The sequence below is a fragment of the Peribacillus deserti genome (assembly GCF_016909175.1).
Taxonomy (GTDB): domain Bacteria; phylum Bacillota; class Bacilli; order Bacillales; family DSM-1321; genus Paraperibacillus; species Paraperibacillus deserti.
The window spans coordinates 18,497-44,500 of record NZ_JAFBFI010000012.1 but is presented as its reverse complement, the minus strand read 5'-3'; the positions used below and the strand labels follow the sequence as shown (position 1 = coordinate 44,500).

Sequence of the window (26,004 nt, the reverse complement as noted above, 5' to 3'; positions counted from 1 at the left end):
GGCCCCTTAAACGCAGGATATACTAACTTTTATTATATAATCTGAAGTTTCAGAACGAAAGCCATATGTAAACTTAATAAGAAAACCTTGCCCATAATTAAAGGCAAGGTTTTCTTATTATATAGAAAGAGGTAGAACGTAAATCAGGATAGCAAAGAAATGCGCTGCTGTTCCCAGCAGTACAAACATGTGCCAGACTGCATGATGAAAAGGAAACCCTCTCCATACATAAAAGACAGCCCCTATTGTATATAAAATCCCTCCAGCAACCAGCAGCTTTATTCCGCCTGCAGGCAATGCCGCAGTTAGAGGGCCCCATGCAATAATGATCAGCCATCCCATCACTATATAAAGAACTGTTGATAAAAAAAGAAACTTTTTCACAAAGTAGGACTTGAAAACAATTCCCACGATGGCAATTGCCCAAACAACACTGAGAAGTGTCCAGCCCAGTGCCCCCTTAATTACAATTAAAGTAAAGGGAGTGTAGGTTCCGGCGATAAACAAATAAATGGCAGAATGGTCAAAAACCTCAAAAACGTCCTTTGCTTTTCCGGGGGGAAAACTATGCACTAAAGTGGACGAAATATACAGAAGGAGCATGGTTACGCCGAATATGATGAAGGAGACAAGATGCCAGACCGTTCCTTCGGAGGCTGAAAAAATGATGAGAAAAACCAGGGCTGCTATGCTTAATATGGCCCCTATGCCATGAGTAATGGCATTGACCAGTTCTTCTTTTTTTGAAAATACATGTGTTTCTGCCATGGAGTCAGCTCCTTTAATATTGTTTTGGTGACGTATGTATTCTTGTTCTATACCATATCAAATTATTTTAACAATAAAAAGCAATATTACTTGCCCGAGCAGACTAATTCGATTAATATCTAATTAGAATTATATCTAATTAGAATGGAGGTTCCTATTTGCAGCTCGATAAACTGGTTCAGTTTCACAAAGCTTTAGCTGATGCTAACCGTATAAAAATATTAGTTTTACTTTCAACTGGTCCGAAAAACGGCCAGGAGCTCGCTCAACATCTTGGCCTCACTCCCCCTACCGTCACCCATCACTTAACCAAATTGAGAGAAGTGAACCTTGTAACCGATAGAAGGGAAAAAAATCATATTTATTTTTATTTAAAAGAGTCCGTACTGAAGCACTACTCTGATTCCATAACCGCTACAATAATCAGAAAGGGTGAACCAGAAGAAATGGAAATAAAGCCTGTGTCAAGCCACGAGGAAATCGTAAAAAACTTCTTTACAAAAGAAGGAAAGCTAAAGAATCTCCCTTCTCAGCGAAAGAAGAAATTAATGGTTCTGTATCATTTAGCAAAAGGCATTGAACATGGAAAAAAGTATAGTGAAAAGGACATTAATGAGTTTATCAAGAAATTCCACCTTGATTATGCAACCATCAGACGGGAATTTATCATTAATGGAATTATGTATAGGGAAAATGGGATATATGAGTTAAATCCGAAAGAAATGTGGAAAGAGATTAAGTAATCCTGCGAGTATACCTGAGAATATTAATTAAACACTTTTCGCATGAAAAAACTGCACCTCCATTGTTAGTTTCGTGTCTAACAATTTCGGTGCAGTTCAGATGCCGGTGTTTTCAGATGTTACTTAGCAAATGTATGGTTTCCAATCTTTTTAACAACTTTTAGCGAACGCATCCATTTGCTGTCAGTCAGATCTGGGTTGTAAAAATAAATGGCCTCTGTTGCTTTTCCTTTTCCATCTGCATGATTGGCAATTGCCTCATTAACCGCGCGCTTCGAATCGGAAGCGGCCGGTTTATTAATCTGCCCATTAGAAACTGGCTCAAATTGTCTTTTTTCCATAATAACGCCTGTAACAGTTTTAGGGAAGGCTTTGTGCTTTGTCCGGTTAAGAACTACAGTTGCCACTGCAACCTTGCCCTTGTACGGTTCTCCTTTTGCTTCAGCATTAACAAGCCTTGCTAATAAGTCTTTTTCTTGCTTTGTAAAACGGTTTGCCAGGTTCCGTTTTTGACTGTGGTTTACTTTTTTCTTCAGAAGATTAACAGGGACACCCTTTTGTTTAGCTATTTTCCTTAAGTGTTTATCATCTTTAACAGTATGTGAACTCCTATTATGTGTAGAAGGTTTTTTTTCAGCATGAGTTGATCCGGGAACCGTAATCGTTAATAATAACGCCAGCGAGGCTATGATTTTTAATAATCTCAACATGGGATCCTCCTTTTTTAAAAATACTTATACAAGCCTAACAAAGATAAAGCTTCATTACATTGATAAGTATTTTCCATGGAAGGTGAGGAACAAATTTGAAATAAAGATTTTCATTGAAGTTGTCTTTTTCAGGTTACGATCAATAAAGTGAATTCAGCTGTGACTTCTTAATGGTTTTACAGTTTATTTACTTTGGCGCAATTATTTTCTTATACGAGGCAATTAATTTTTTATACGAGGCAATTATTTTCGTATAAGAGGTAATAATTTTTTATAAGGTGCAATTATCGTCGGGCGCATGCTCATCGATGTTGCCCTTCTCCCCAACATTGCTCCAATATTAATGTTCCAGCCGACCGGGCATAACAAGCAGCACTTCTTTATTGGCTGGGCGAATAAAAAACCTGCCAATTGAGATGGCAGGTGTATATATCTGATTACGCCAAGTACGCTTCCCGCACTTCACTATTCTTGATTAAATCCTGTCCGTAGCCTTCCAGCCTTATAGCACCAGTCTGGATAACATATCCGCGGTGCGCTATCTGCAGAGCCTGGTAAGCGTTTTGTTCGACCAGCAAAATGGTTATGCCCTCCTGATTTAATTCTCTAATGATGTCAAAAATTTGTTCCACAATAATCGGGGCGAGGCCCATAGAAGGTTCATCCAGCATCAGCAGCTCTGGTTGCATCATCAGTGCCCTTCCGATTGCAAGCATCTGCTGTTCGCCCCCGCTCATGGTGCCTCCCTTTTGCTCCAGTCTGTCTTTAAGCTTAGGAAAATATCTGAAAGCACGTTCCATTCTTTCTTCAATGGCCCGTTTGTCTTTTACCGAAAAAGCACCCATTAACAAGTTCTCTTTTACAGTCAGCTTCGGAAAGATTCTCCTTCCCTCTGGAACGTGAGCAATTCCCAAAAGTGTCGTCTCATGTGCCTGTTTTTTTGTAATATCGTTTCCTTTGTAGCTGATTTGGCCGCTCCCGACTTTGACCAGCCCGCTGATTGATTTAAGCGCAGTGGACTTTCCTGCACCGTTGCTCCCTATAAGCGTTACGATTTCACCTTTTTCAACATTTAAGCTGATACCCTTCAACGCTTGTATGCCACTGTAAAAGGTTTCAACGTTTTTTAACTCAAGCATATATCTAATCCCCTCTTCCTTATCCAGCGTGAACGGCACCCGTTCCTAGGTATGCTTCAATTACTTTAGGATTGTTCCGTATATCCGAAGGTAATCCTTCTGCTATCTTCACTCCGTGATCGAGAACAAAAATCTGTTCCGAAATCTCCATCACCAGCTTCATGTCATGTTCTATCAGGATAACAGTCAGGTCGAATTCCTTTCTCATTTGCTTGATTAACTCTGTCAGCTCGCGTGTTTCCTTTGGATTCATCCCAGCAGCCGGTTCATCAAGCAGGATGATTTTTGGCTTTGCTGCCAATGCCCTCGCAATTTCAAGGCGCCTTTGTGCACCATAGCTCAGATTGCATGCCTTTTCATTGAGCAGTGAGTTCAAGCCAACATATTCAAGCAGCCAGTAGGCGTACTTCTCGGCTTCCTTTTCTTCTTTTCTCACCCACGGTAAATTTAGCAGGATGCCAAATATACTTGCTTTAAGATGAGTATGCATGCCTACCAGTACATTCTCAATTACTGACATTTCGCTGAAAAGGCGTATGTTCTGAAATGTTCGGGATATCCCTCTTTTAGATACCTCATGCGGCTTTAGTCCGCAAAGAGATTCACCCTCGAGCAGAATATTGCCGGAAGTCGGCTCATAAACTCCGGTAATCATATTAAAAAAGGTCGTCTTCCCTGCTCCATTGGGTCCTATTACTGCTGTTATAGAGTTTTTTTCTACCGTCATTGATACATCCTGATTAGCAGTAAGACCCCCAAATTTTTTGGTTAAATCTTTAACTTCTAAAATCGACATCTGATGCCTCCTCCCTTATGCCTGTACTTTTTGATCCTGTTTCATATCCAGGACCTTGCTCGAAACCAATTCTTCTTCTTTATAAACAGGATTTTTAGCAGGTATTAAGCCTTTAGGTCTATAAAGGGCAAAAACAATTAACAAGGCTCCAAAAATTAGTCTCTGCATTTTGGATGGAGAAAGGGCATCCGGTATAGTAATGGCGCCTGAAGAGCTTAACTCATTCAGCCAGTTTGTCATTTCAGCCAGAACCTGCAGATTCAGAATAGTCATCACAGCCGCTCCTAGTATGACTCCAGGAACACTGCCCATTCCGCCCAGAATAACCATTACTAGTATGGTAATAGATTCGAGAAGAGTAAAACTGGTCGGATCGACAAAAGTTTGCTTTCCAGCGAAAATTACGCCCATCATTCCAGAAAAAGAAGCTCCTACGGCAAATGCTATAAGCTTTGTCCTAACAAGAGGAACACCCATGGACTGTGCAGCAATTTCGTTTTCACGAACCGCCTTCCAAGATCTTCCGATTTTTGAATGTTCAAACCGCCGGACGGTGAATATAGTAAAAACAAGTATAATTAGAACTACATAATAGAATTGACTGGAATAAATCAGTTCGATTCCGAATATTTTAGGTGGAGTAATAGAAGCGATCCCCATTGCTCCGTTAGTTATATTGACAGGTTTATCTAAGTTATTGAAAATGATCCGGATAATCTCCCCAAACCCCAGGGTTACGATAGCTAAATAATCACCTTTAACCCTCAGGACCGGAATTCCAAGTAAAATCCCAAATAAAGCTGCCGCTAAACAGCCAAGAACAATGAAAAGCCAAAAACTTTCACCTGATAGCGGGTATGTCCCGAATGGCATGAAATTCGATGCCTGGCCGGTTGCAAAAATACCATACGTATAGGCACCCACCGCAAAAAATGCAACGAAACCTAAATCCAGCAGTCCTGCCATCCCAACCACTATATTAAGACCAAGGGCCATCGATATGTAAATTCCAACGAGGGTTGCTACTTCCATATATGATTCAAACGCATCCCCTCCTCCTGCCGCCGCAGGCAGCAAGACAACTAAAATGACTCCAGCGATCAGCCATTTCACCAGATTCGAAAATTTAGTGAAATAAAGAAGCAGCAGCGATGAAAGCAGCAGTAGAAATGCTGTAACGGATTTTTGAGCCAAATACAGACTCAATGAAGTAACCGCAATAAAGATCAGCAGGAATACTCCCTGGAATAATTTATTTTCTGAATATGCATTCCATAATTTCTTCATTCCAATTTCACCTACACTTTCTCCGCTACAGGTTTTCCTAATAATCCTTCAGGCTTGAAAATTAAGACAATAATGAGGATTGCAAAAGCGAATACATCTTTATATTCCGCCCCAAAAACTCCGCCGGTCATCAGCGTGAGGTTCGCAGAAGCAAACATCTCCATAACGCCCAGCAGCAATCCGCCAAGCATAGCGCCCCTGATATTGCCAATGCCCCCGAGTACAGCTGCTGTAAACGCCTTAAGTCCCAGAATAAAACCAATATAAGGATCTATGGTGCCATACTGTACTGCAAACAACACACCTGTAGCACCTCCCAAGGCAGAACCAATGAAGAAGGTTAATGAAATCACCTTGTTGACGTTCACCGACATTAAGGAAGCTGTTTCACGGTCTTGGGCCACTGCACGCATAGCCATTCCCCATTTTGTTTTATTAACAAAGAAATCCAGAACCACCATCATGATAATGGCAGAAACCAGCACAATGATAAATGAACTTTTAATGGATGCATCATTAAATACAGAAGAAATCGCAGAACTGTTTATTTTAATTTGACTGGTAAAGAGGCTGGGACCAGTCACGATATAATTTCCTTTTTTAAGCTCAGCAATGAAACGTACCAGGTCTTGCAGAAGGAAGGATATTCCGATTGCTGTAATAAGAGGGATAAGCTTTGGCGCATTCCGGAGAGGACGGTAGGCTACCCGTTCTATCCCCATGCCCAGCAGCCCTGTCAGCAAAGCGGTTAATAATAGTACGGTGATCAGCATAACAATCGCCGGCAGTGCCGATACCCAGCCAATACCAGTAAGAACAATCAGCATCGCTGTACCTATGAACGCTCCTGTCATGAATATTTCTCCATGTGCGAAATTAATAAGTTCTAATATTCCGTAAACCATTGTATAGCCAAGTGCAATGACCGCATAAACAGTACCTAAAGTTAATCCGTCTATTAATACCTGCGGGATCGATTGCAATATATCATTCAGCATAATCATCTCTCCGTTCCCTAAAAATGTACGAAAGGGTATGCCCTCTTCTGAGCTATACCCTTTCGCCATTATTTATTTCTTTGGAATCTCAGCGTCAAACGCAGGTGGGTATTTAGCATCATCAAATTTGTATACGAAGAACTTAGCATAGTCGTTATCGCCTTTATCATCAAAGCTTACTTGCGTTACCGCTCCCTGGAAGTCTTTAACTGACCTTACTGCAGTCATCACTTGTTCGCGGGAAGGCATTTTTTTGCCATTAGAGTTAATGGCATCTTCAAGGCCTTTTAACACAACGCCCATTGAGTCATAACCATAAACTGAATAAGATTCAGTTGCCTTATTAAATTTAGCTTTGTAATTTTCAGCGAATTTCTTTCCGCTTTCCGTCCCTTCTGTATCACCTGCTACAGAAGTAATAAAAACGTTTTTAACAGCATCTCCCGCAATTTCAACCAAGGTTGAAGAGTCTAGGCCATCTCCACCCATAAACGGCACATCGATACCTTTTTCACGAGCCTGTTTAATGATAAGCCCGCCTTCTGAATATAGGCCGCCAAAGAATACAAGATCAGGTTTTTTGGAAAGAATCTGGTTAATTACACCGTTAAAATCTTTTTCTCCAACAGTGATACCCTCATAGCCTACAACTGTGGCTCCCTTTTCCTCTACTGACTTCTTAAAGGCATCAGCAAGCCCAGTTCCGTAAGCCGTTTTATCCTGGATAACAAAGACTTTTTTAGCACCAAGGTTTCCTGTCGCATATTCCGCTCCTGCAGGCCCTTGATAATCGTCACGGCCACAAATTCTGTTTACGGATTTAAGGTTCCTGTCCGTCACGTCTGTTGCTGTATTGGAAGGAGATACCATCGGAATTTTGTATTTTTCATAAATTTCTGATGAAGGAATGGCAACACCCGAATTTAAGTGGCCGACAATGCCCATAATCTGTTTATCTGAACCAATTATCTGCGCGTTAGCCACGCCTTTTTTCGGATCTCCCTGGTCATCATAAGGCTGAAGCTTCAACTCATAGCCCAGCTTTTTAAATTTTTCTTTTTGTTCTTCCAGCTGCAGCTGCGCACCAAGCTTAATTGCTTCACCAAGTGTTGCACTTCCACCTGACAGAGGAGTCTGGGTAGCAATTTTTATTACTTTAAGACCACTGCTGCTTTCCCCGCTAGTTGATCCTGCACTGTCTTTGCCGCATCCGGCTAAAATTCCGAATGCAAGTGAACCTGTTAATAATAAGGATAATGACTTTTTAATATTCAATTTTATGAATCCCCCTTTTTCCAAATATTCAGAAATTTTAGTTCCAAAGTACTCCTTTCAGAAAAGTAAAGCATTTATGTAGCTTTTTTCAGTATAAATAGTACGTCGTTCCTGTACACTAAGTTTGTCAGACTTCCTTACATAGTTTTTTTATTTTATCCTAGTCGAATTTTGTTAGATTATGAATGTCTAATTGTATTGCTATTTTACTTGCAATCTCTTAAAATAAAATATATTAACAATTTAGAATCTTTAGATAAATAGGAGTGTCATAATGGGATGGAACGATGTAAGCTTCAAGGAAAAGAAGGTCATCTCTATAGGGACAGTCAGTGAATTAACCGGTTTATCGGAGAGGCAGATCAGATATTACGAAGAGAGAAAACTAATTTTCCCTTCAAGATCAAAGTCAGGAATGCGGAAATACTCTTTTAACGATATCGAGCTCCTTGCTGACATTGCAAATCAGATAGAAGATGGTGTATGGACAAATGAGATTAGAAAAGAGATGAAAAAAAAGGAAAAATCGCTGTCAAATCCGCTCCTCAATGGCCAATTCAATATTCCATTAAAGGCTTAAATACTCTCCTCATGAATAAAAAATCCGCTTTTCTAGAACCATTCTCCTTGACTGGGAATTGTTTTAGAAGGCGGATTTTTATCTTAATTAAAAATTCTGTTATGCTTCACTTATACCAAAAGCGAGAAGCAATAAAAGGCAACCCTACAAAAACCAATTTAGTTTAATAGAATAGAGATCCGTTTATCCCTTCCATTCGGGATTCTCTTCAGAATATATTAACTTCCAGAGAGTTTCAAAATCCTCGGTTCTCACGCTTTTCAATACCAGCTCATCGCCGCTTAATACTATCCCCATCATTCCACCCATTTCTTTACTAGTCGAAAATCTAAAAAGGTCTGACACACACTTACACCAGACCTTTTTCACTAATTTACTGAAAGCTTCACATAAAAATCTCTAGTTCTTGGCCCGTCCCATTCACAAAAGTAAATTCCCTGCCATGTACCTAATAAAAGCTCACCATTAGCGATGATAACCTGCTGTGAACTTCCTACAGTGCTGGCTTTTAGATGGGCAGCCGTATTGCCTTCCAAGTGACGGTCAGCAGCATGATTCCAGGGGTATAATTCATCCAGCCTTCGGATCATGTCTTTTTTCACATCCGGATCGGCGTTTTCGTTTATCGTTATTCCTGCAGTTGTGTGGGGACAATATATTAAGGCAATCCCTTTCTCTACTCCCTGTTCTAAGATAAACTTGCTTACTTCATGAGAAATTTCAACCATTTCATCCCGCTTTACTGTCTTAATCGTCCATTTTTTTAACATATTGCTCTCCCTTCTTTTGATGTAATACATTTTCACCTCCAGCGGAGGCAAAAAATTTATGATTTGGCCGGTTTTCTTAATTGTGCAAACTTATTCATCTCTTGTTTGAATTTCTTTACATCAGAGTTATCGGCCGCCTGGTCTTTATACCTTACACCGCTATAAATCGATATTAATAAATTTGTGTCCAAGTCATTCAAGAAATCAGAGCTTATCCGCATGATCCAGGCAGAAAATGATTCTCCGCTGTTTCTTGTATAAGGAGCGGCAAGCTTCTTTTCCCAGTTGAATACAATTTTACGTACCGCATCTTTAGTGGCGGTAAGCCTCCCTGGCAGACTGGACGTTCCTTCATAAATACTTATATTTTTAGTTATACTGCTGAGGCTGTAGATATTCAACCTTTTCTTGGCCATTCTGATTATGAGAAAAATGACAACTAGAGCTAAGATTGCCAAAACCGAATAAATCAATATATTATTACCTGATTCGCCAGTAAATTCAGGAGCTTTTTCCGGGCTTTTCTTGAGTAAATTTTGTAATCTTTCCTCCATTTCTTTCCCGCCCCTAAAATTAATTAAACCTACTAAGAATACAAGCGGACCGCTGACAATCCATGCCAAGAGTGTAGCAATCAGGCTTAGAATAGCTTTTAAAGTCGTGGTTACAAAGGGTACTATATACAACAGCATGAAACCTGCTGCACTGGCAGACAAAATTCCCTCTATACGGTAAACACCAATGCGCTTAGTTCTGCTGGAAACAAATAAATGAAGCAGCAGAACACCCCCAAGAACGATCCATTCCAGGACAGAAGGAAGAGCTAATCTAAAAAATATTGAACCAACAAAAAGAAGGCAATAACACAAAAGCATCAGGAGCCTTTTATAAATCAAATAATATACCGCGAAAGAGGCTGGTATGAGCGCAGCAAAAATAGCTTCATTATTGAATTTTACCAAAACAATAAAAGAAAAAAGCTGGACAAAAAAATCAACCAATAGAGAGAGCACGTTTTTCCCCTCCTTGAATGATTCCATCTTTATTTATAGTTCTGACAAATCCTGTTTGAACATTAGCAGCGGCCTCTCCAATCCAGACCGTTATATTATTTGAAAATCTATGAGATTTAACAAACCGGTTAAAATAGTCTGCTGTCAGAAGCTGCCCTTCTTCGCTGAGCTGAGCCAGTGTTTCAAGGCATAAGGAGAAATGCGGATCTCCTTCATTTAAGTGCAGCTGGATAGGCTCATTCTGCGCATTCAAATTAATAAACAATTCATACGGAATTCTTCTCTCGCTAAGATATTTACAAACAAATGCAGTATATGAAATATACTCTTCCATATGAGGATGATAAGAGAAGGATTTCTCTGCCGTTAAATATAAGCAAATAGTAAAGCCTTTCTGAATAACAGGCTGAAATCTCTTCGCAATAAGCTCTCCGCTTCTTGCAGTTGCCTTCCAGTGAATCTGCCTGAAGCCTTCACCTTCATATGGCTTAACTCCCGAAATAGACAGCTCGTCCCTGTAAAGTGAAAAATTAGCAGATGCGCTGCCCTGTGTGATTTTAAATAGTTCTTCAATTCCTGCCACAGGCTTAAGTTCAGGATATACTAAAATTTCATGCTTTAAGCGTTTCATAGCGGGATAATGAATCGATGATGTATTAAACCAATCATATAAAATTAACTCTAGTTCTTTTATATGGTATATACCCCTTTTTTGTGGGATTACTTCAATTTCCCAGCTGACTGATTTCTTAGGAGGCAGTGAAATGTATTGCGATATAAGATTGAAGTCACTTTTGACATCTTGATTTTTTTGAGACACTGTCATGCTTTTATCGAGAGAAAAATTCAGCTTGGCCTGTACAACGGGTAGTTTGCCATTGTTTAATAAACCGAATTCCAGCTGTGCTTTCTCACCAGGAAATACTCGGACTCTTTTTATTTTATCTGAAATTCTTACAGACTCTACGATGTAAGAATTATGCAGTTTTAGAAAAACAGCATACAAATAGTATACTGCAAGAATGAAAAGGAGGTATTTTGCCGGGTAAAATAATACAATAACTAAAGCTGCCGGTACCGTACTTGCAATAAAGCCGGCCTGAAAAGGATAAACCGTTTCAATCATGGGTCTTAGTTTCATCGGACAATCTCCACAGGAACGTCATTTTCTTTCAGGATTTCTTTAATTACTTCTACAGGAGTTGTTCTCAAGGAACCTTCCATAGATAAGGATATCCGGTGGTGTGCTATGTATGGGAAGGTCAGGATCACATCATCTGGCGTGCAATAGTCACGCCCTTCTAGTACGGCTTTAGCCTGTACACTTCTCATAAACCCAAGAGTAGCCCGCGGGCTTAGCCCTTGCCCAATCCAACTGTGATTTCTTGTTGCTGTAACGGGCTGCAGTATGTAATCTTCGACTGCCTCTGAGACATAGACGGTCTTGGTCTGTTCCTGCAGCTGAGTAAGTTCCTCGAGTTCTATACAAGGTTCCAGATTATCAAGCGGCTGATTGCTTTTAAATTTCCGCATAATTGTTTTTTCGTCTTCAAATGAAGGATAGCCCATTGGTATGCACATTAAAAAACGATCCAGCTGAGCTTCTGGCAGAGGGAACGTCCCTTGAGACTCGATTGGATTCTGTGTTGCGATGACGATAAAAGGTGTTGGCAGAGCATATGTATTTTTTTTAATGGTAATCTGCCGCTCCTCCATAGCTTCTAAAAGGCTCGACTGTGTCCGCGGCATAGCACGGTTAATTTCATCAGCAAGCAATATATTAGAATATATGGGTCCAATTCTGGTCTCAAACTGATTTGTTTGTGGATTAAAATATTCGATCCCTGTTATATCCCCAGGCAGAACATCAGGAGTAAACTGAATCCTCGAGAAAGTGCCTCCAATACTTTTTGCCGTAGATTTTGCCAGGACAGTCTTTCCAGTACCAGGAATATCTTCCAGCAGCACATGGCCATTTGCCAGCAGACATTGCAGCAATAAATCGATTACTTCACTTTTTCCTACAAGGACCTTTTCTATATTCTCTTTTAATGCTTTAAGCTTAGTCATTGAACCACCTCAAATATAAGATTGTATTATTTAAACAATACCATAATCTTCTAAATATTTGGCAATTTATTAGGTTATCCAAATAGGTAGATACAAAAAAAAACCCTGCTAGATCAGCAGGGATTTTTTAAGTTAACTATCAGCCTTCCAATAGCAAGGATTCTGGATCTTCAAGAAGATCTTTCACTTTTACAAGGAAGCTCACAGCCTCTTTTCCATCAACTATTCTGTGGTCATATGATAATGCAAGATACATCATTGGCCGGTTTTCCATTCTTTCAGCATCAATCGCAACTGGACGAACCTGAATTTTATGCATACCAAGAATACCTACTTGCGGTGCATTTAGAATTGGTGTGGAGAGTAAAGAACCAAAAGTACCGCCATTAGTTATTGTGAAAGTGCCGCCAGTCAGGTCAGATACTGCTAGCTTCTTGCTTCTTGCTTTGTTTGCCAAATGGCCGATTTCTTTTTCAATTTCAGCAAATGTAAGCTTATCTGCATCTCTTACGACTGGTACAACTAGACCATCCTCTGCAGACACAGCAATACCTACATCATAGAATTTTTTGATTACTAACTCATCACCTTGAATTTCTGCATTTAAAAGCGGGAACTGTTTTAAAGCACCAACAACCGCTTTTGTGAAGAATGACATAAACCCAAGTTTCACATCATGATTTTTCAGGAAAGAATCTTTTCTTCTATTTCTTAAATTCATGATTGCCGTCATGTCGACTTCATTAAAAGTAGTAAGCATGGCTGCTGTATGCTGGACCTCAACCAATCGTTTCGCAATGGTCTGACGGCGGCGGGACATTTTCACACGTTCAACCGGCTTTGATGGATTGTCAGAAGTCTGTACAGCCTCTGGAGCTTTCGGAGCCGGACTTTCAGATTTTACAGGTACAGGCTGGCTGTTATTTTCAAAGGAAGCCACATCCTGAACTCTTACTCTTCCAAGGGGATCTGCAGTTGGAACAGCATCAAGATTAATGCCTTTCTCACGCGCAAGCTTTCTTGCAGCTGGAGAAGCAATCGCTTTATGCTTAGAACCTGTCTGTACTTGTTCAGATTGGACTGGAGCAGCTTGTACTGCTTCGGCCGTTTGTGCCGGCTCTGGGCTTACTTTCTCCTCAGCAGCAGGAGCTGGGGCAGCCGCTTCTGAGCCTTCTCCTACAACTGCAATAGCTTCTCCAACCTTAACAGTGTCTCCCTCGTCGAAAAGCTGTTTAGATAGAATCCCGTCAACTTCGGAAATAATCTCAACATTTACTTTGTCTGTTTCAAGTTCAACAATATATTCTCCCTTTTGAACCTGGTCACCCGGCTGTTTCAGCCACTGGGCGATCGTTCCTTCTGAGATAGATTCTGCTAGTTCTGGTACAATAATTTCGGCCATGAAAATACTCTCCCCTTTTAATTGCGTGTTAAAGTAGTGTCAATAATTCTTTGCTGTTCTTTTTTATGGACCATCGGATCCCCTTCAGCAGGGCTTGAACGGCGTTTACGGCCATAATAACTAACTTGTACGCCATCAGGTGCCGCGGTTGCCAGGCGAGGCTCGACAAAACTCCATGCACCCATGTTTTTAGGTTCTTCCTGCGTCCAGACGATCTCTTTTAGATTTTTGAATCCTTTAAGAAACTTCTGAACTTCCTCGAATGGGAATGGATAAATCTCTTCCAGCCTGATAATGTGAAGCCAATCCATATCCTTTTTATCTTTCAGACTATCCGAAAGGTCTATTGACATCTTACCAGTAGTAAACACAATACGTTCTACAGCTTCTGGATTGTTCCCCAGCAGCGGCTCTTCAATATAAGCTTTAAATTCACCTTCTGTAAAATCTTCAGGTGATGAAGAAGTTAAAGGATTTCTTAATAAACTTTTCGGTGCCATAATAACCAGTGGGCGTACTTCCTCCATTGTAAGAATGGCAGCCTGACGTCTGAGAATATGGAAATATTGAGCAGCCGATGACAGGTTAGCGACAGTCCAGTTATTTTCTGCTGCAAGCTGCAGGAATCGTTCTAATCTTCCGCTTGAGTGTTCTGGTCCCTGACCTTCATACCCATGCGGGAATAACATAACCAACCCCGATTTTTGACCCCACTTCGCACGGCCGGCTGCGATAAATTGATCAAAGATCACCTGGGCCACATTTGCAAAATCCCCATACTGAGCTTCCCAGAGCACCAGCGTCTCAGGTGAATAAATGTTATAGCCATATTCAAAGCCTAAAACAGCTGTTTCTGTTAACGGGCTGTTATGAATGGCAAATGAAGATTTCGCCAGGCTTAATGTGTGAAGCGGAGAATACTTTTTACCCGTTTCATAATCGTGAAGCACAAGATGGCGGTGTGCAAAAGTTCCGCGTTCTGAATCCTGTCCTGTGATTCGAATCGGTGTACCATCGCCCAAAATACTTGCAAATGCCAGTGTTTCTGCCTGCGCCCAGTCAATCTTTCCGTTCTCATTGAAAGCATCAAGGCGTCTGGTAAGAATCTTTTCAAGCTTTTTCATAATTTTAAAGTCTTTTGGCCACTGAACAAGTTCACTATTAATCTGTTGAAGTGTATCTAAAGAAACAGATGTATCGATTCTTGGAAGGCCGTGTTCCACTGTTTCAGGAGGAACTAAATCATCAGGCGCTTCTTTTTTATTTTTCGTATCCACCTTGCTGTATGCTTCCTTAAGCCTGGAGTCAACCTGTTCCTTGATTTCTGCAGCCCTGGCCTGTGTCAGCACACCTGAGTCAGTTAATTTTTTACCATATATTTCTGTAATCACCGGATGCTTATGGATCAAATTATACATTTGCGGATTTGTGACCAATGGCTCGTCCATCTCGTTGTGGCCAAACCTTCTGTATCCAATCAGGTCAATTAAGAAATCTTTTTTGAATTTTTTTCTATATTGATAAGCAAGCTCCACAGCAGCAATACATGCTTCCGGATCGTCTGCATTCACATGAACGATTGGAATTTCGTATCCTTTTGCCAGGTCGCTGGCATATTTTGTTGATCTTGAGTCTTCGCTCTCAGTCGTAAAACCAATCATATTATTAGTTATGATATGAACGGTTCCGCCAGTTTTGTAGCCTTTTAACCCGCTTAAGTTTAGTGTTTCAGCTACAATTCCTTCGCCAGGGAATGCTGCATCACCATGTATGATGATGGCCAGTGATTTTTCATCATCCTGTACAGGATATCCAGGCTCTGATCGATCATCCTGCGCTGCTCTCGTAAACCCTTCAACAATGGATCCGACAAATTCAAGATGGCTTGGATTGTTAGCAAGCGTAATCCTTGCTTTTACTGTGCTTTCATCTTTAATCTGGCGGTCTGCACCAAGATGGTATTTTACGTCTCCAGTCCAGCCAAAGTTAATTCCGATTGATCCCTCTGATGGTACAAGCTCTTTATTAGGAGCATGCTGGAATTCTGAGAAAATCACTTCGTATGGTTTGCCAAGAACATGTGCAAGAACACTCAGCCGGCCTCTGTGAGCCATCGCAATGTTAATGCTTTGCGTACCAGACTGCACTGCCTCGGAAACAATTTCATCTAACACAGGGACAAGTGTATCCAGTCCTTCGATTGAAAAACGCTTTTGCCCTACAAATGTTCTATGAAGAAATTTTTCAAAGCTGTCTACTTCGCTTAATCGTTTATAAAGGCCTACTTTTTCTTCATTGGTAAGATCCCGGAAAATCCTGCCGGATTCAACCATTTCATTCAGCCAGTATTTTTCTTCCATGTCATTTACATGATGGAATTGAAACGCAATTGTTTTTGAGTAAGCTTCTTTTAAATATTGAATGGCTTCAAGTCCATCTTTAATGTGTGCTGGAAGATAAGGGCTTAGCAGATCCGCTGGAATTTTCCTTAAATCTTCGTCAGTCAGATCATAATTTGATAATCTGATCACATCATTTTCTTTAGGAACTTCATTTAAGGGATAAATATTAGCAGCCAGATGTCCATATGCACGGATATTTTCTGCTAACTGAACAGCGGACATAACCTTTTTCATTATATCGGTGCTCAGCGGAACACCTGCTGTCTTCGTCTGCCCGGCAGCTGCCTGGCCAGCTATATGGTTTAGCTGTACAGCTTGTTCCGGAGATCCCCAAGTGATAAATAATTCCTTTAAATCGGAACCAACAGAATCAGGATCTTGCACAAACAAGTCATACTGTTCCAATACATAGCCTAGATTGGGTCCTGACAGCCCCGCCCAGGGATTTAGCTCCATTGATCTTATGTTGGTCATTTTTAAACCCCCAACCATTCCATTAGTGTAATTTTCTTACGCAATACCCTAAAGAATCCATTCCTTTTTATTCGTTCTGCTAACTATTAAAATAACAAGCTATATAAAAATAGTTTTGAATAAGTAATTATTCTTAAAATTCTAAGGATAAAACGGTTACAAAGGTATTTTACACCTTTCGACATATATATTCAAAGGAAAAAGTCATAAAAATAAGGTTAATTTCAGTATTATATTGAAATATATTTGATGAATTTTTATATTTATCACGAAAACTTAGCATAATGCTTCTGATCCTGTGCTTTAATTAGACACTATCTCTTTTAAAAAGAAAAGTTTCACATGATTTCTCAGGATTTACGCGCCAGAAAATTTTATTGCAATAGAATCACATACAGGTTCATATCCAATTTTCATGTAAATACCGTTAGAGACACGATTTCCCAGGTCGGTATACAGACAGCAAAACGTATTCCTTTTTAACAATTCTTGGCTTAGTTCCCCTACACAGGCACTAGCATAGCCTTTCCCGCGTAATTCATGAGGTGTATACACCAGGGTAACAACGGTGCCGGTTTCTATTTTTCTTCCTTCTTTAGCCATGGAAACTGGATTTCCATGAGAGTCCAGCCATAAAAATGTACTTTTGCTGGCTATTGAATCCTTAACAGACTTCTCCAACTTGTCCTCTTCGTATAATACACCTGTCTCTTCACAAAATTCTTTAACCCATTTCATGATTAAGGGTGCATGTGAATTCTCGGCAGGCGCAAATCTCCCCTCAGGCTTATGGGTAGGGAGCACTTGGTCCAATCTATATATTCTTTGGTTCATTTCTACTTGCTGGCTTTGTCCCGTCAGCTCCACCCATACGTCCGCAAAACTCTGCGCCAGCTCTTTGGAACCAATTACGCCCGGGATAGTAATACCCTCCTTAATCAGCAGCTCGGCAGCATAACGGAGAATCTCTGGATCACTGGTACTCTTAGAACTTATAATCAGGTTGTGAGGCGGAGTCTGAAGCAAAGACAAAATCACTTCTTCCCCTGACTCGATCAGGGCCATGAAAGGAGATGCATCCTTGTTTCCCAGTTCTTTATTTACAAGTCTCTTTAGTGTTCCGTATGGCAGATTATGTACTAGTTCGTCAGATAGATAGAAAGATTGAGTTTTTTCAAAGAACTCATAAATATTTTTGTATACTTTAAACTCCATATACTTACCCCCTTTCCTTTTATATACAATTTTTATAATTATAGAGTTCTTTTACCAGGAATGAAAGATGACATTTCTTAGATTTAAAAACTAAGCAGTAAATATCTCTACGCAGTCCATCAGTTTTTCCGAAGCTTTAAGTAACTCAGAATGACTTAAAGGGGGTGCTGGGCACAATAAAATACTCATGATAGCATTAGATGTAAAAGTTTACAAAGATTATAGATTAGAACCTGTGAACTGCAGGAAAGAGCCTAAATTAAGAGTAATGATCATAGACCAGCTCAGTGAATTGCCGATAAACTGCAATTAATTCATTTGAAGTTTTCTTCAGGTACTACATAATGGCCCAAACAGCCATTTAAGAGCGATTTTTAAAAGTTAAGAGGCAAAATGGAAATATAAGAGCTAGAATTCAAATTTAAGAGGATTTTTCGAGATTTAAGAGTGGTTTTATGTTTTTAAGGGGATTGGCGGTAATAAATGTTAGCCTCGTCCTGCTGCACCGGCTCACTGGCTCTGTATAGGTCGTACTTAAAAAACACAAAAAAGGACCAAAATTGGCCCTCCTGTTCGTCTATAAAACATGCATATATGTTCATTCACACCCTAATCAACATCAGCAGCCAGCACTTTGAAACACGAGATTTTTGTCTCTAACCACAACACATCCATTTTTAATGACGGTATGGGTATGATTCACTCCATATGAATATTGAAGCTTCATGTAGTTTGGCACATTAAATATGGTGATATCTCCTTTTTTCCCCTGTTCAATACTTCCTATTTCTCTTCCGCGATTTATCGCGTGAGCCGCATTTATGGTAACAGCAGTAATAACCTCTGCCGGTGTCATTCCCATTTTCAAGCATGCGAGGTTCATAATAAAGGGCAGGGAAACGGTAGGTGAAGAACCAGGATTAAAATCAGTAGATAATGCGATAGGAACACCTGAATCTATCATTTTTCTTGCATCTGCGAATTCCGCCATTAAGAAAAAGGCCGTTCCTGGAAGAAGTACGCCTATCACGCCTGCTTCCGCCATCTTTTTGATGCCTTCTTCAGACGCTTTTAGCAGATGCTCCGCACTTATGGCTCCGAGTTCCGCAGCAAGCTCTGCTCCCTTATAAGGTTCAATTTCATCTGCATGAATCTTTGCTTTAAGTCCAAGTTTCTTTCCTGCCTCTAAAATTCTCCTGGACTGCTCGGGCGTAAAGACGCCTTGTTCACAGAACACATCATTAAATTCAGCAAGACCTTCTTCCGCTGCCCGTGGAAGCATATATTCAATAATATGATCAACAAATGTATCCGGTCTTTCTTTATACTCTTTCGGAACTGCGTGTGCCCCCATAAAAGTTCTGATAATATCAATTGGATGACGTTCATTTAATTCCTTCGCCACTTGCAGCTGCTTTTTTTCTGTTTCCCATTCCATTCCATATCCGCTTTTTGCCTCTAAGGTTGTAACGCCGTGAAGCAAGAACTCATTTAGAGTGTTGTAGGCAGCCTGAAATAAATCCTCTGGAGCGGCCTTTTTAGTTTTCGAGGCTGTCGCGTGAATTCCCCCGCCTGCATTCATAATGTCCATATATGACGCACCGGATAATCTCATATTAAATTCTTCTTCTCTGCTGCCTGCATGCACAAGATGTGTATGCGGGTCTATAAGACCTGGCACCACCAGCCTGCCGTTCGCATCTATTATTTCAGCCGCCTCGTAGTTTCCCGTAAATTGTGCCATAACGGCTTCGTCACTGTCTGCCAGTTTAATCAGCCCGTCCTCGATCCACACCGTTCCATTTTCAATTACTTCGAGTCTCGACATCGCTTCACCGGTAAGCGGAGCATCGGAGCTTCCCTTTAACGTGACAAGCTGTGAAGCGTTTCGAATAAGTATTGTACCAGCCATGTTTTGCCTCCTTTTCAAATCCACTATCACTCATCATCCAGCATCGGCATGTGAATGCCTTTGTCTTTTGCCGTCTTGATAGCTGATTGATACCCAGCATCGGCATGGCGTACCACACCCATTCCAGGGTCAGTAGTAAGTACTCTTTCGAGCCTGATTTCCGCTTCTTTTGTTCCGTCTGCAACAATCACCATTCCGGCGTGAAGAGAGTAACCCATGCCTACTCCGCCTCCATGATGGACAGAGACCCAGCTTGCACCGCCAACAGCATTAATTAAAGCATTTAAAATTGGCCAGTCAGCCACTGCATCGCTGCCATCCTTCATATTTTCTGTTTCCCGATTAGGCGAAGCGACCGACCCTGCATCTAAATGGTCCCTTCCAATAACAATAGGTGCTGATACTTCTCCAGAGGCAACGAGATCATTAATCATTTTACCAAGTTTAGCCCGGTCTCCATACCCAAGCCAGCAAATTCGTGCAGGAAGACCCTGGAAGGCTATCTTTTCTCTGGCCAACTTAATCCAGTGGCATAAATGTTCATTGCCCGCAAATTCTTTTAAAATAGCTTGATCTATTTTATAAATATCCTCTGGATTTCCAGAAAGGGCTGCCCACCTAAAAGGCCCTTTGCCTTCACAGAACAACGGGCGGATATAAGCAGGTACAAACCCGGGAAAATCAAATGCATTTTGTACTCCTTCATCTTTTGCAGCCTGCCTGATATTATTTCCATAATCGAATGTGACGGCACCCTTCTCCTGCATTTCGAGCATTGATTGCACATGCCTTGCCATGCTGGCTTTTGATTTCCTAATATATTGAGCTGGATTACTATCTCGGAGTTCCTTTGCTTCTGTGAGGGACATGTGCATAGGTATATATCCATTTAAAGGATCATGCGCAGAGGTCTGGTCTGTTAAGATATCAGGAATAAAATTTTCAACAAGCATTTGAGGCAGTATTTCGGCGGCATTTCCGAGCAGTCCAATTGACAATGCTATCCCTTTAAACTTCGCATCCTTCGCCATGGTTATAGCCGTCTGAATATCCACTGCTTTTACATCCAGATATTTGGTCTCTATTCTGCGGTCAATTCTTGATTCATCTGCCTCTATAGCAATACAGACTCCATCATTCATCGTAACAGCAAGCGGCTGTGCCCCGCCCATCCCTCCGAGTCCCGCAGTCAGAGTAATCGTATGCTTCAATGTACCGTGGAAGTGCTGCCGCGCGAGCTCTGAAAAGGTCTCAAATGTTCCCTGTACAATCCCCTGGCTGCCTATATAAATCCAGCTTCCCGCAGTCATCTGACCATACATCATAAGACCTTTTTTATCGAGATCATGAAAATGGTCCCAATTTGCCCATGCCGGCACAAGATTAGAATTAGCCAGAAGAACTCTCGGTGCATCGCTATGCGACTTGAACACCGCGACAGGTTTACCAGACTGTATCAGCAGCGTTTCATCCGACTCTAATTGGTGAAGGGCGTCCATGATAGCGTCATAGCATTCCCAATTTCTCGCAGCTTTTCCTATCCCCCCGTATACGACAAGATCCTCTGGCCGTTCCGCTACCTCCTCATCTAAATTATTCATCAGCATCCTGATCGCCGCTTCTTGTACCCAGCCTTTAGCATGCAGTTCTGATCCACTATAATTTTTGATCACACGTTTTTCAGCTACATTTTTTTCCATCTCATGAAAGCCTCCCTCTCAATTTAGATCATTACAAATTAACCGAAGCTTCGATTTCTAAAAAAGGCAAAAAGTTAGTAACCTGCAGCCAGGCAGCCATTCTTTCAATATCTTTTGCAAATATCCGGTCCTTTTCAATAGGTTCAACGATTTCTCTCGCTTTCTCCATGAGCACAGCAGTCTTAGATGCCATTTTACCCCTGCCTCTATATTCAGCGGCCTGCATGGCACAGATTATTTCTATAGCCAGGACATTCCGTGCATTACCGACAATTTGATAAGCATGTCTCGAAGCTATGGTGCCCATGCTTACATGATCTTCCTGATTCGCAGATGAAGGAATAGAATCAACGCTCGCAGGATGTGCCAGTGTTTTATTCTCAGATACGAGTGAGGCCGCGGCATATTGCATGATCATGGCTCCTGATTGAAGCCCTGGCTGAGGGCTCAAAAATGGAGGTAAATCATTTAGCTGAGGATTTACAAGCCTTTCTATCCGCCTCTCGGAAATGTTAGCGAGTTCAGCTACTCCCAATTTTAAAAAGTCCATCGCAAACGCAATCGGCTGTCCGTGAAAATTACCGCCAGAAATGACCTTGCCGCCTTCAAAAATCAGAGGATTATCGGTAGCCGCATTCATCTCAATTTCAAGTTTTTCTTTTACATAGTCAAGTACCTGCCACGAAGCTCCGTGCACCTGCGGAATACACCTAAGGGAATAAGCATCCTGCACACGTAATTCTCCCTGTTTTGTTGTGAGCTTACTGTCATGCAGCCATCTTTTCATTCTCTCTGCCACATCCATCTGCTGCTTGTAGCCTCTTACCCTCTGTATATCTTCATCAAAAGCATCAATAATTCCTTGTAATCCTTCCATAGTTATAGCTGCGATTGCCTCAGATTGATAAGCCAGACTCTCTGCCTCAAGATAAGTAACTACACCCATTGCCGTCATGGCCTGAGTGCCATTTATTAAGGCGAGGCCTTCTTTTGCTTCAAGAGTTAAAGGAGGAATACCTTCCGCTGCTAAAGCCTGCATGGCTAAAACCCTTTCTCCCTGATAAAAAACTTCCCCTTCTCCCATTAAGGCCATCGCTAAATGAGACAGAGGCGCTAAATCACCGCTGGCCCCGAGTGACCCTTGCTGGGGAACTACTGGATGGATGCCTGTATTGACCAGCTGGATCAGCCGTTCAATTACGATCGGACGGACTCCTGAATAACCCTTGAGTAAAGCATTTGCTCTTAAAAGAAGCATGGCTCTCGACACTATTTCAGGGAATGGCTCACCGATACCACAGGCATGAGAAAGAATAAGATTGGTTTGTAAATCATTCACATCGCTGCTGTCTATTAATACATCACTAAATTTTCCAAAGCCTGTCGTAATTCCATAAACGATCCTTTTTTCCGCAACTATACTTTCTACTGCTTCCCTGCTGCAGATAACTTTAGCCAATGCTTCAGGCGAAGCTGTGATTGTTTCTTTCTGAAACAGGACCTGATAGGCGAGCTGCAAGGTTAAAGAATTACCATTTAAGACTACCATTTATCACTTCACCTCTTTAACATAATAAAGGGGCTGTACCACAATAAAGTGATACAGCCCCCATTTAACTTTTAACTATGGACTGAAAAAATTTTTAGATATGATTAATGCCCAGCCCTACCGTTTCATGTTCAAACCCTTTTATAGGGGCTCCAATGGTCCCATATAAAGCTACCGCAATCCATTCACCTTCTTCAGGATTCTGGAAGGGCTTTCCTCTTAAAACAGCGAACCTCAGGCCAACCGTCCTAAGCAATTCCCCTATCTGAGCCTGCCCCCTGGTCATTCCCTGGACAGCTTCAATTGAGCTATGGTATAAAGCATGAACTTCACGATAAAGCGAGCCATCAACAACTTCATTCCTCTTCGCTGCCGTTTCAATAGCTGCAACAATTTTATGAGTATCCATCGACCCAACTTTGCCGCTGCAGAAAATATAGCCGCTCTCGCGGAGCTGCCTGTAAAGTTTGTTTTCTTCTTCTGCTTCAGTCGATGCCAGCAATATAGCATTTAATCCAATTCGATTTCTTTTAATCTGCAGCATATACATCTCACTTAATATAAAAAATTTTCTTAATTAACTAATAACTCCCCTTAGTGTATAGTGGTTTAATTTGTCCTGTCAAACAAATTCGAAAAAAACACTTTTCCTGTTAAGAGAAAAGTGTCGCAATAAGAGCTGTTAATTTGAGACATTCATGGATAAATCCTTATAAAACCAGCTCAGGTCGGGCAGATGCTCTATAAAACTTAGTAATCAATTCCTTTTTAAAGAAGAGCTCGCCTATTCCCTGCCCATTTATCCCAGTCAAGATCCCACATTCCTGGAACCCATTTTTCCGATGCCATTTCTGCGGCTCTGTTTCATTTACCTGTGACGAAGAAAGCAGTACTGAATAACCTTTATCTTTCAGTTCTTTCTCCAGGAACTTGAGAAGCTCTTGACCATATCCATTTCCCCTGATCTCTCCGGTCACTTTAATCAGGCTGAGAAATGGGAGGTTGCTCCAAATAATATCCAGTTTTATATACCATCGGATAACTCTATCGATTTCGAGGAGGATAATCTGATTGAGCTGTATTTTACTTAGCAGAAGCTGTTCATCTATTTGATGGTCAAACGTAAGACAGCTCTCCTTGTCTTCTATATTGGCAAACCGAATAATGTGCTCCATCATGCCCTCTCTTTTAAAGGATCTTTTCTAATATTTTTCAAGCTTCCTTCGCAGCAAGACCTCCCATAAGGGCCTTTAAGCATTAGCCTCTCCACATAAGCATAAACATCTTGTTTAAGCATTCATAAGGTGCTCACCTCCTTTATGTTTTCGCGGTACGTTTAACAGCATAATGGACCCCAAAGCATTCTGACAATAGCAAGTCTATGGAAGCAGATCGCAATATTGGAAAAGGATATACAAATATGGAATTGCATATACATAATTGGAATTACATATATTTTGTGGAAAAATATAGTATAATTTTTTGTCATTTTTTCTTTTTTTCTAGTTTTACATTTTTCTCACAAACTATCTTTTTAACCTCATGTACTCCATCACTTCCCTTCTATTCAATAGCACTTTGGAACAAGTGCCAGAAAGAACGTTATCCACCTTTCCTCTGAATACAAGGTTACGGAAATAGTTCTGGCTTTTCCCGTAAACCTTCTCCGCTTCCTTGGGGGTTATGTATTTCCTATGAAAGGCTTCAATCTCTTCTATATTGAAAAAATACTCTTTTCTTCTATTATTATTTGCTGCGGCTTTGATTGGATTGAGCAACCCAAGCTCGATCAATTTATGCACTGTCCTTTCCCCTACACTAATGGCTTTGGCAGCTTGTCCCAAACAGTAGCCCCTTTTGTTGATAGTCCGTTCCGTTATATATAGAATGATTTTTTCAACATCACCAGGCATGAAATAAAAGTCCGATACCTTGTTAGACTGAAACAATGAGTAGGCGGCGATTTTTCTGGATGACAGCAAATAGATTAAGTCAACCACACACAATCCACTAGTTCTGTATTTATCAAACAAACGCCCCCAGGATACGCAATTGGCATCAGATGTCAGGGATTTTGCATCAAAACCTTTCTGAAGGTTATTTAAAGTTTTTTTACATAAATATATTTTCTTCATAAACTTAACTTCTTGTAAAAACCCTGCATTTACTAAGGAAGGAATGGTGTCTACGCTAACCCCTAACATCTTAGCAGCTTCACATTTTAGGATGACATTGGTTCTTTTGTCATAAAGTACCGCTACCTTTTCTTCTATTTCCTCTACGGAATAATGGCAAATTTTGGTTTTATCCCTTATATATACCTGAGGATTCATCCAGGAACATAACTCCTTCGCTTCTTCTCTAGTGAGGTTGTAGCTGGTCTGTATTTGTTTCTTCATTAAAAATTTCGTTTTAACCCACTCTGCAATATCAGGATTGATGCAAGAAATATTCCGAGGTACATTTCCATTTGTAATTTCCTGCCGCTCGTAGGCTGCATAAGCATCTTGAATGAAGCGAAATTTGTCATGCAAAAGCAACGCTTCAAACTCACACTTTCTCCTTTTCCTTCTATTGAAAGGCAGCAAGAAGAATTGATCGAGGACCTCAAAAAAATCGGCTAGGGAAATCTTGATGCATCCAGTAAAGGTGAATTTGGGCTGCTTCCAGACTTTCGTTCAAGAAAAACTTGCTGGAATCGTATCGGATCTTTATTTGTTCCTGTTCCTCACTGTTTCCCGCATAGTGAGGGATACTGTCGAGAAGATAGAGATGTTTCTTATATAGAAGGAGCAGCTCATCGAAAGATAAATTCTTAAATACCCTGCCCCCTTTGCCTTCGAATATCGCTTGCATGCTGGGCAGTACTTGACATATTGTTTAAGCATGCCAACCTTATGCAAGGTTGAATCGGTGTTTTTTACAAAATGATTCACGGATACTTGGTACAATTCATCAGCATTGTAATCGATCAATCTGGATAACCGCATGCAGCTCTCCTCATCAAGCATGTTCGATTCCCAATGAGAAAAGGGTACGTTAATGATCTTTAGGAAAGTGAAGACAGACTCATAATAATTATCTTCGCTCAAGCGGTATACATAACTGGACAGGCTCTCCCCATTCAATAAAGGTGGACACTTGATTAACTTCTTCATGTATTCCTCCTCCATTCAATATGATCAACAGACGAGTACACAG

General features: G+C 40.8%; 24 protein-coding genes. 2 read left to right on the top strand and 22 right to left on the bottom strand.

Annotation, left to right across the window (positions count from 1 at the left end; genetic code table 11):
* Positions 1 to 117: 117 nt before the first annotated feature.
* On the bottom strand, positions 118 to 768 hold the full coding sequence (gene trhA, locus JOC77_RS13520) for a PAQR family membrane homeostasis protein TrhA (protein ID WP_204544071.1): 651 nt from the start codon (positions 766 to 768) through the stop codon (positions 118 to 120).
* Between the two features lie 158 nt (positions 769 to 926).
* On the opposite strand from trhA, the gene JOC77_RS13515 reads away from it, so the two are divergent.
* Complete coding sequence (locus tag JOC77_RS13515) at positions 927 to 1,511, top strand: DUF2087 domain-containing protein (RefSeq protein ID WP_204544070.1); 585 nt, start codon at positions 927 to 929, stop codon at positions 1,509 to 1,511.
* A 119-nt stretch (positions 1,512 to 1,630) separates the two neighbouring features.
* On the opposite strand, the gene JOC77_RS13510 is transcribed toward JOC77_RS13515, so the two are convergent.
* The 6 genes from JOC77_RS13510 to JOC77_RS13485 all read right to left on the bottom strand — a co-directional run bounded on the left by JOC77_RS13510 (position 1,631) and on the right by JOC77_RS13485 (position 7,716).
* Positions 1,631 to 2,221, bottom strand: coding sequence for a cell wall hydrolase (locus JOC77_RS13510; protein WP_204544069.1), 591 nt, complete (start codon positions 2,219 to 2,221; stop codon positions 1,631 to 1,633).
* Between the two features lie 437 nt (positions 2,222 to 2,658).
* Positions 2,659 to 3,360 carry an ABC transporter ATP-binding protein gene (locus JOC77_RS13505; protein WP_204544068.1) on the bottom strand — a complete coding sequence of 234 codons (702 nt, stop codon included), beginning with the start codon at positions 3,358 to 3,360 and terminating at the stop codon, positions 2,659 to 2,661.
* A gap of 19 nt (positions 3,361 to 3,379) precedes the next feature.
* Positions 3,380 to 4,156, bottom strand: a complete 777-nt coding sequence (locus JOC77_RS13500; protein ID WP_204544067.1) for an ABC transporter ATP-binding protein — start codon at positions 4,154 to 4,156, stop codon at positions 3,380 to 3,382.
* A gap of 15 nt (positions 4,157 to 4,171) precedes the next feature.
* The gene (locus JOC77_RS13495) at positions 4,172 to 5,443 is read right to left on the bottom strand and encodes a branched-chain amino acid ABC transporter permease (RefSeq protein WP_204544066.1); all 1,272 of its coding nucleotides are present in this window, start codon (positions 5,441 to 5,443) and stop codon (positions 4,172 to 4,174) included.
* Between the two features lie 11 nt (positions 5,444 to 5,454).
* Positions 5,455 to 6,441, bottom strand: coding sequence for a branched-chain amino acid ABC transporter permease (locus tag JOC77_RS13490; protein ID WP_101644786.1), 987 nt, complete (start codon positions 6,439 to 6,441; stop codon positions 5,455 to 5,457).
* A gap of 72 nt (positions 6,442 to 6,513) precedes the next feature.
* On the bottom strand, positions 6,514 to 7,716 hold the full coding sequence (locus JOC77_RS13485) for a branched-chain amino acid ABC transporter substrate-binding protein (RefSeq protein ID WP_204544065.1): 1,203 nt from the start codon (positions 7,714 to 7,716) through the stop codon (positions 6,514 to 6,516).
* 274 nt (positions 7,717 to 7,990) lie between these two features.
* Between JOC77_RS13485 and JOC77_RS13480 the strand changes: the two genes are divergently transcribed.
* Positions 7,991 to 8,296, top strand: coding sequence for a MerR family transcriptional regulator (locus JOC77_RS13480; protein ID WP_204544064.1), 306 nt, complete (start codon positions 7,991 to 7,993; stop codon positions 8,294 to 8,296).
* Positions 8,297 to 8,479: 183 nt separating this feature from the next.
* Here the strand turns inward: JOC77_RS13480 and JOC77_RS13475 are convergent, their stop codons facing one another.
* From JOC77_RS13475 to JOC77_RS13405, 15 genes are all read right to left on the bottom strand, one after another.
* Entirely contained in the window at positions 8,480 to 8,641 is a 162-nt protein-coding gene (locus tag JOC77_RS13475; protein ID WP_204544063.1) for a hypothetical protein, read from the bottom strand.
* A gap of 23 nt (positions 8,642 to 8,664) precedes the next feature.
* The gene (locus tag JOC77_RS13470) at positions 8,665 to 9,066 is read right to left on the bottom strand and encodes a secondary thiamine-phosphate synthase enzyme YjbQ (protein ID WP_204544062.1); all 402 of its coding nucleotides are present in this window, start codon (positions 9,064 to 9,066) and stop codon (positions 8,665 to 8,667) included.
* 56 nt (positions 9,067 to 9,122) lie between these two features.
* Positions 9,123 to 10,079, bottom strand: coding sequence for a hypothetical protein (locus JOC77_RS13465; RefSeq protein ID WP_204544061.1), 957 nt, complete (start codon positions 10,077 to 10,079; stop codon positions 9,123 to 9,125).
* On the bottom strand, positions 10,060 to 11,220 hold the full coding sequence (locus JOC77_RS13460; RefSeq protein WP_204544060.1) for a DUF58 domain-containing protein: 1,161 nt from the start codon (positions 11,218 to 11,220) through the stop codon (positions 10,060 to 10,062). The genes JOC77_RS13465 and JOC77_RS13460 overlap by 20 nt, the downstream gene beginning before the upstream one ends.
* Positions 11,217 to 12,149, bottom strand: coding sequence for an AAA family ATPase (locus tag JOC77_RS13455; RefSeq protein WP_204544059.1), 933 nt, complete (start codon positions 12,147 to 12,149; stop codon positions 11,217 to 11,219). Before JOC77_RS13455 ends, JOC77_RS13460 begins: the two co-directional genes overlap by 4 nt.
* A gap of 139 nt (positions 12,150 to 12,288) precedes the next feature.
* Entirely contained in the window at positions 12,289 to 13,551 is a 1,263-nt protein-coding gene (gene odhB / locus JOC77_RS13450; RefSeq protein ID WP_204544058.1) for a 2-oxoglutarate dehydrogenase complex dihydrolipoyllysine-residue succinyltransferase, read from the bottom strand.
* 17 nt (positions 13,552 to 13,568) lie between these two features.
* Complete coding sequence (sucA, locus tag JOC77_RS13445) at positions 13,569 to 16,427, bottom strand: 2-oxoglutarate dehydrogenase E1 component (RefSeq protein ID WP_204544057.1); 2,859 nt, start codon at positions 16,425 to 16,427, stop codon at positions 13,569 to 13,571.
* A 357-nt stretch (positions 16,428 to 16,784) separates the two neighbouring features.
* Positions 16,785 to 17,642: a GNAT family N-acetyltransferase gene (locus tag JOC77_RS13440; protein ID WP_204544056.1), complete on the bottom strand. Its 858-nt coding sequence runs from the start codon at positions 17,640 to 17,642 to the stop codon at positions 16,785 to 16,787.
* Between the two features lie 619 nt (positions 17,643 to 18,261).
* Positions 18,262 to 19,554 carry an imidazolonepropionase gene (hutI, locus tag JOC77_RS13435; protein ID WP_204544055.1) on the bottom strand — a complete coding sequence of 431 codons (1,293 nt, stop codon included), beginning with the start codon at positions 19,552 to 19,554 and terminating at the stop codon, positions 18,262 to 18,264.
* A 26-nt stretch (positions 19,555 to 19,580) separates the two neighbouring features.
* Positions 19,581 to 21,254 carry a urocanate hydratase gene (gene hutU, locus JOC77_RS13430; RefSeq protein ID WP_204544054.1) on the bottom strand — a complete coding sequence of 558 codons (1,674 nt, stop codon included), beginning with the start codon at positions 21,252 to 21,254 and terminating at the stop codon, positions 19,581 to 19,583.
* 31 nt (positions 21,255 to 21,285) lie between these two features.
* Positions 21,286 to 22,803 carry a histidine ammonia-lyase gene (gene hutH / locus JOC77_RS13425; RefSeq protein ID WP_204544053.1) on the bottom strand — a complete coding sequence of 506 codons (1,518 nt, stop codon included), beginning with the start codon at positions 22,801 to 22,803 and terminating at the stop codon, positions 21,286 to 21,288.
* Between the two features lie 94 nt (positions 22,804 to 22,897).
* Entirely contained in the window at positions 22,898 to 23,347 is a 450-nt protein-coding gene (gene hutP, locus JOC77_RS13420) for a hut operon transcriptional regulator HutP (RefSeq protein ID WP_204544052.1), read from the bottom strand.
* A gap of 166 nt (positions 23,348 to 23,513) precedes the next feature.
* Positions 23,514 to 23,978 carry a GNAT family N-acetyltransferase gene (locus JOC77_RS13415; RefSeq protein ID WP_204544051.1) on the bottom strand — a complete coding sequence of 155 codons (465 nt, stop codon included), beginning with the start codon at positions 23,976 to 23,978 and terminating at the stop codon, positions 23,514 to 23,516.
* Between the two features lie 351 nt (positions 23,979 to 24,329).
* Positions 24,330 to 25,337 carry a helix-turn-helix domain-containing protein gene (locus JOC77_RS13410; protein ID WP_204544050.1) on the bottom strand — a complete coding sequence of 336 codons (1,008 nt, stop codon included), beginning with the start codon at positions 25,335 to 25,337 and terminating at the stop codon, positions 24,330 to 24,332.
* A gap of 177 nt (positions 25,338 to 25,514) precedes the next feature.
* The gene (locus tag JOC77_RS13405) at positions 25,515 to 25,961 is read right to left on the bottom strand and encodes a TniQ family protein (protein ID WP_204544049.1); all 447 of its coding nucleotides are present in this window, start codon (positions 25,959 to 25,961) and stop codon (positions 25,515 to 25,517) included.
* Positions 25,962 to 26,004 lie beyond the last annotated feature (43 nt).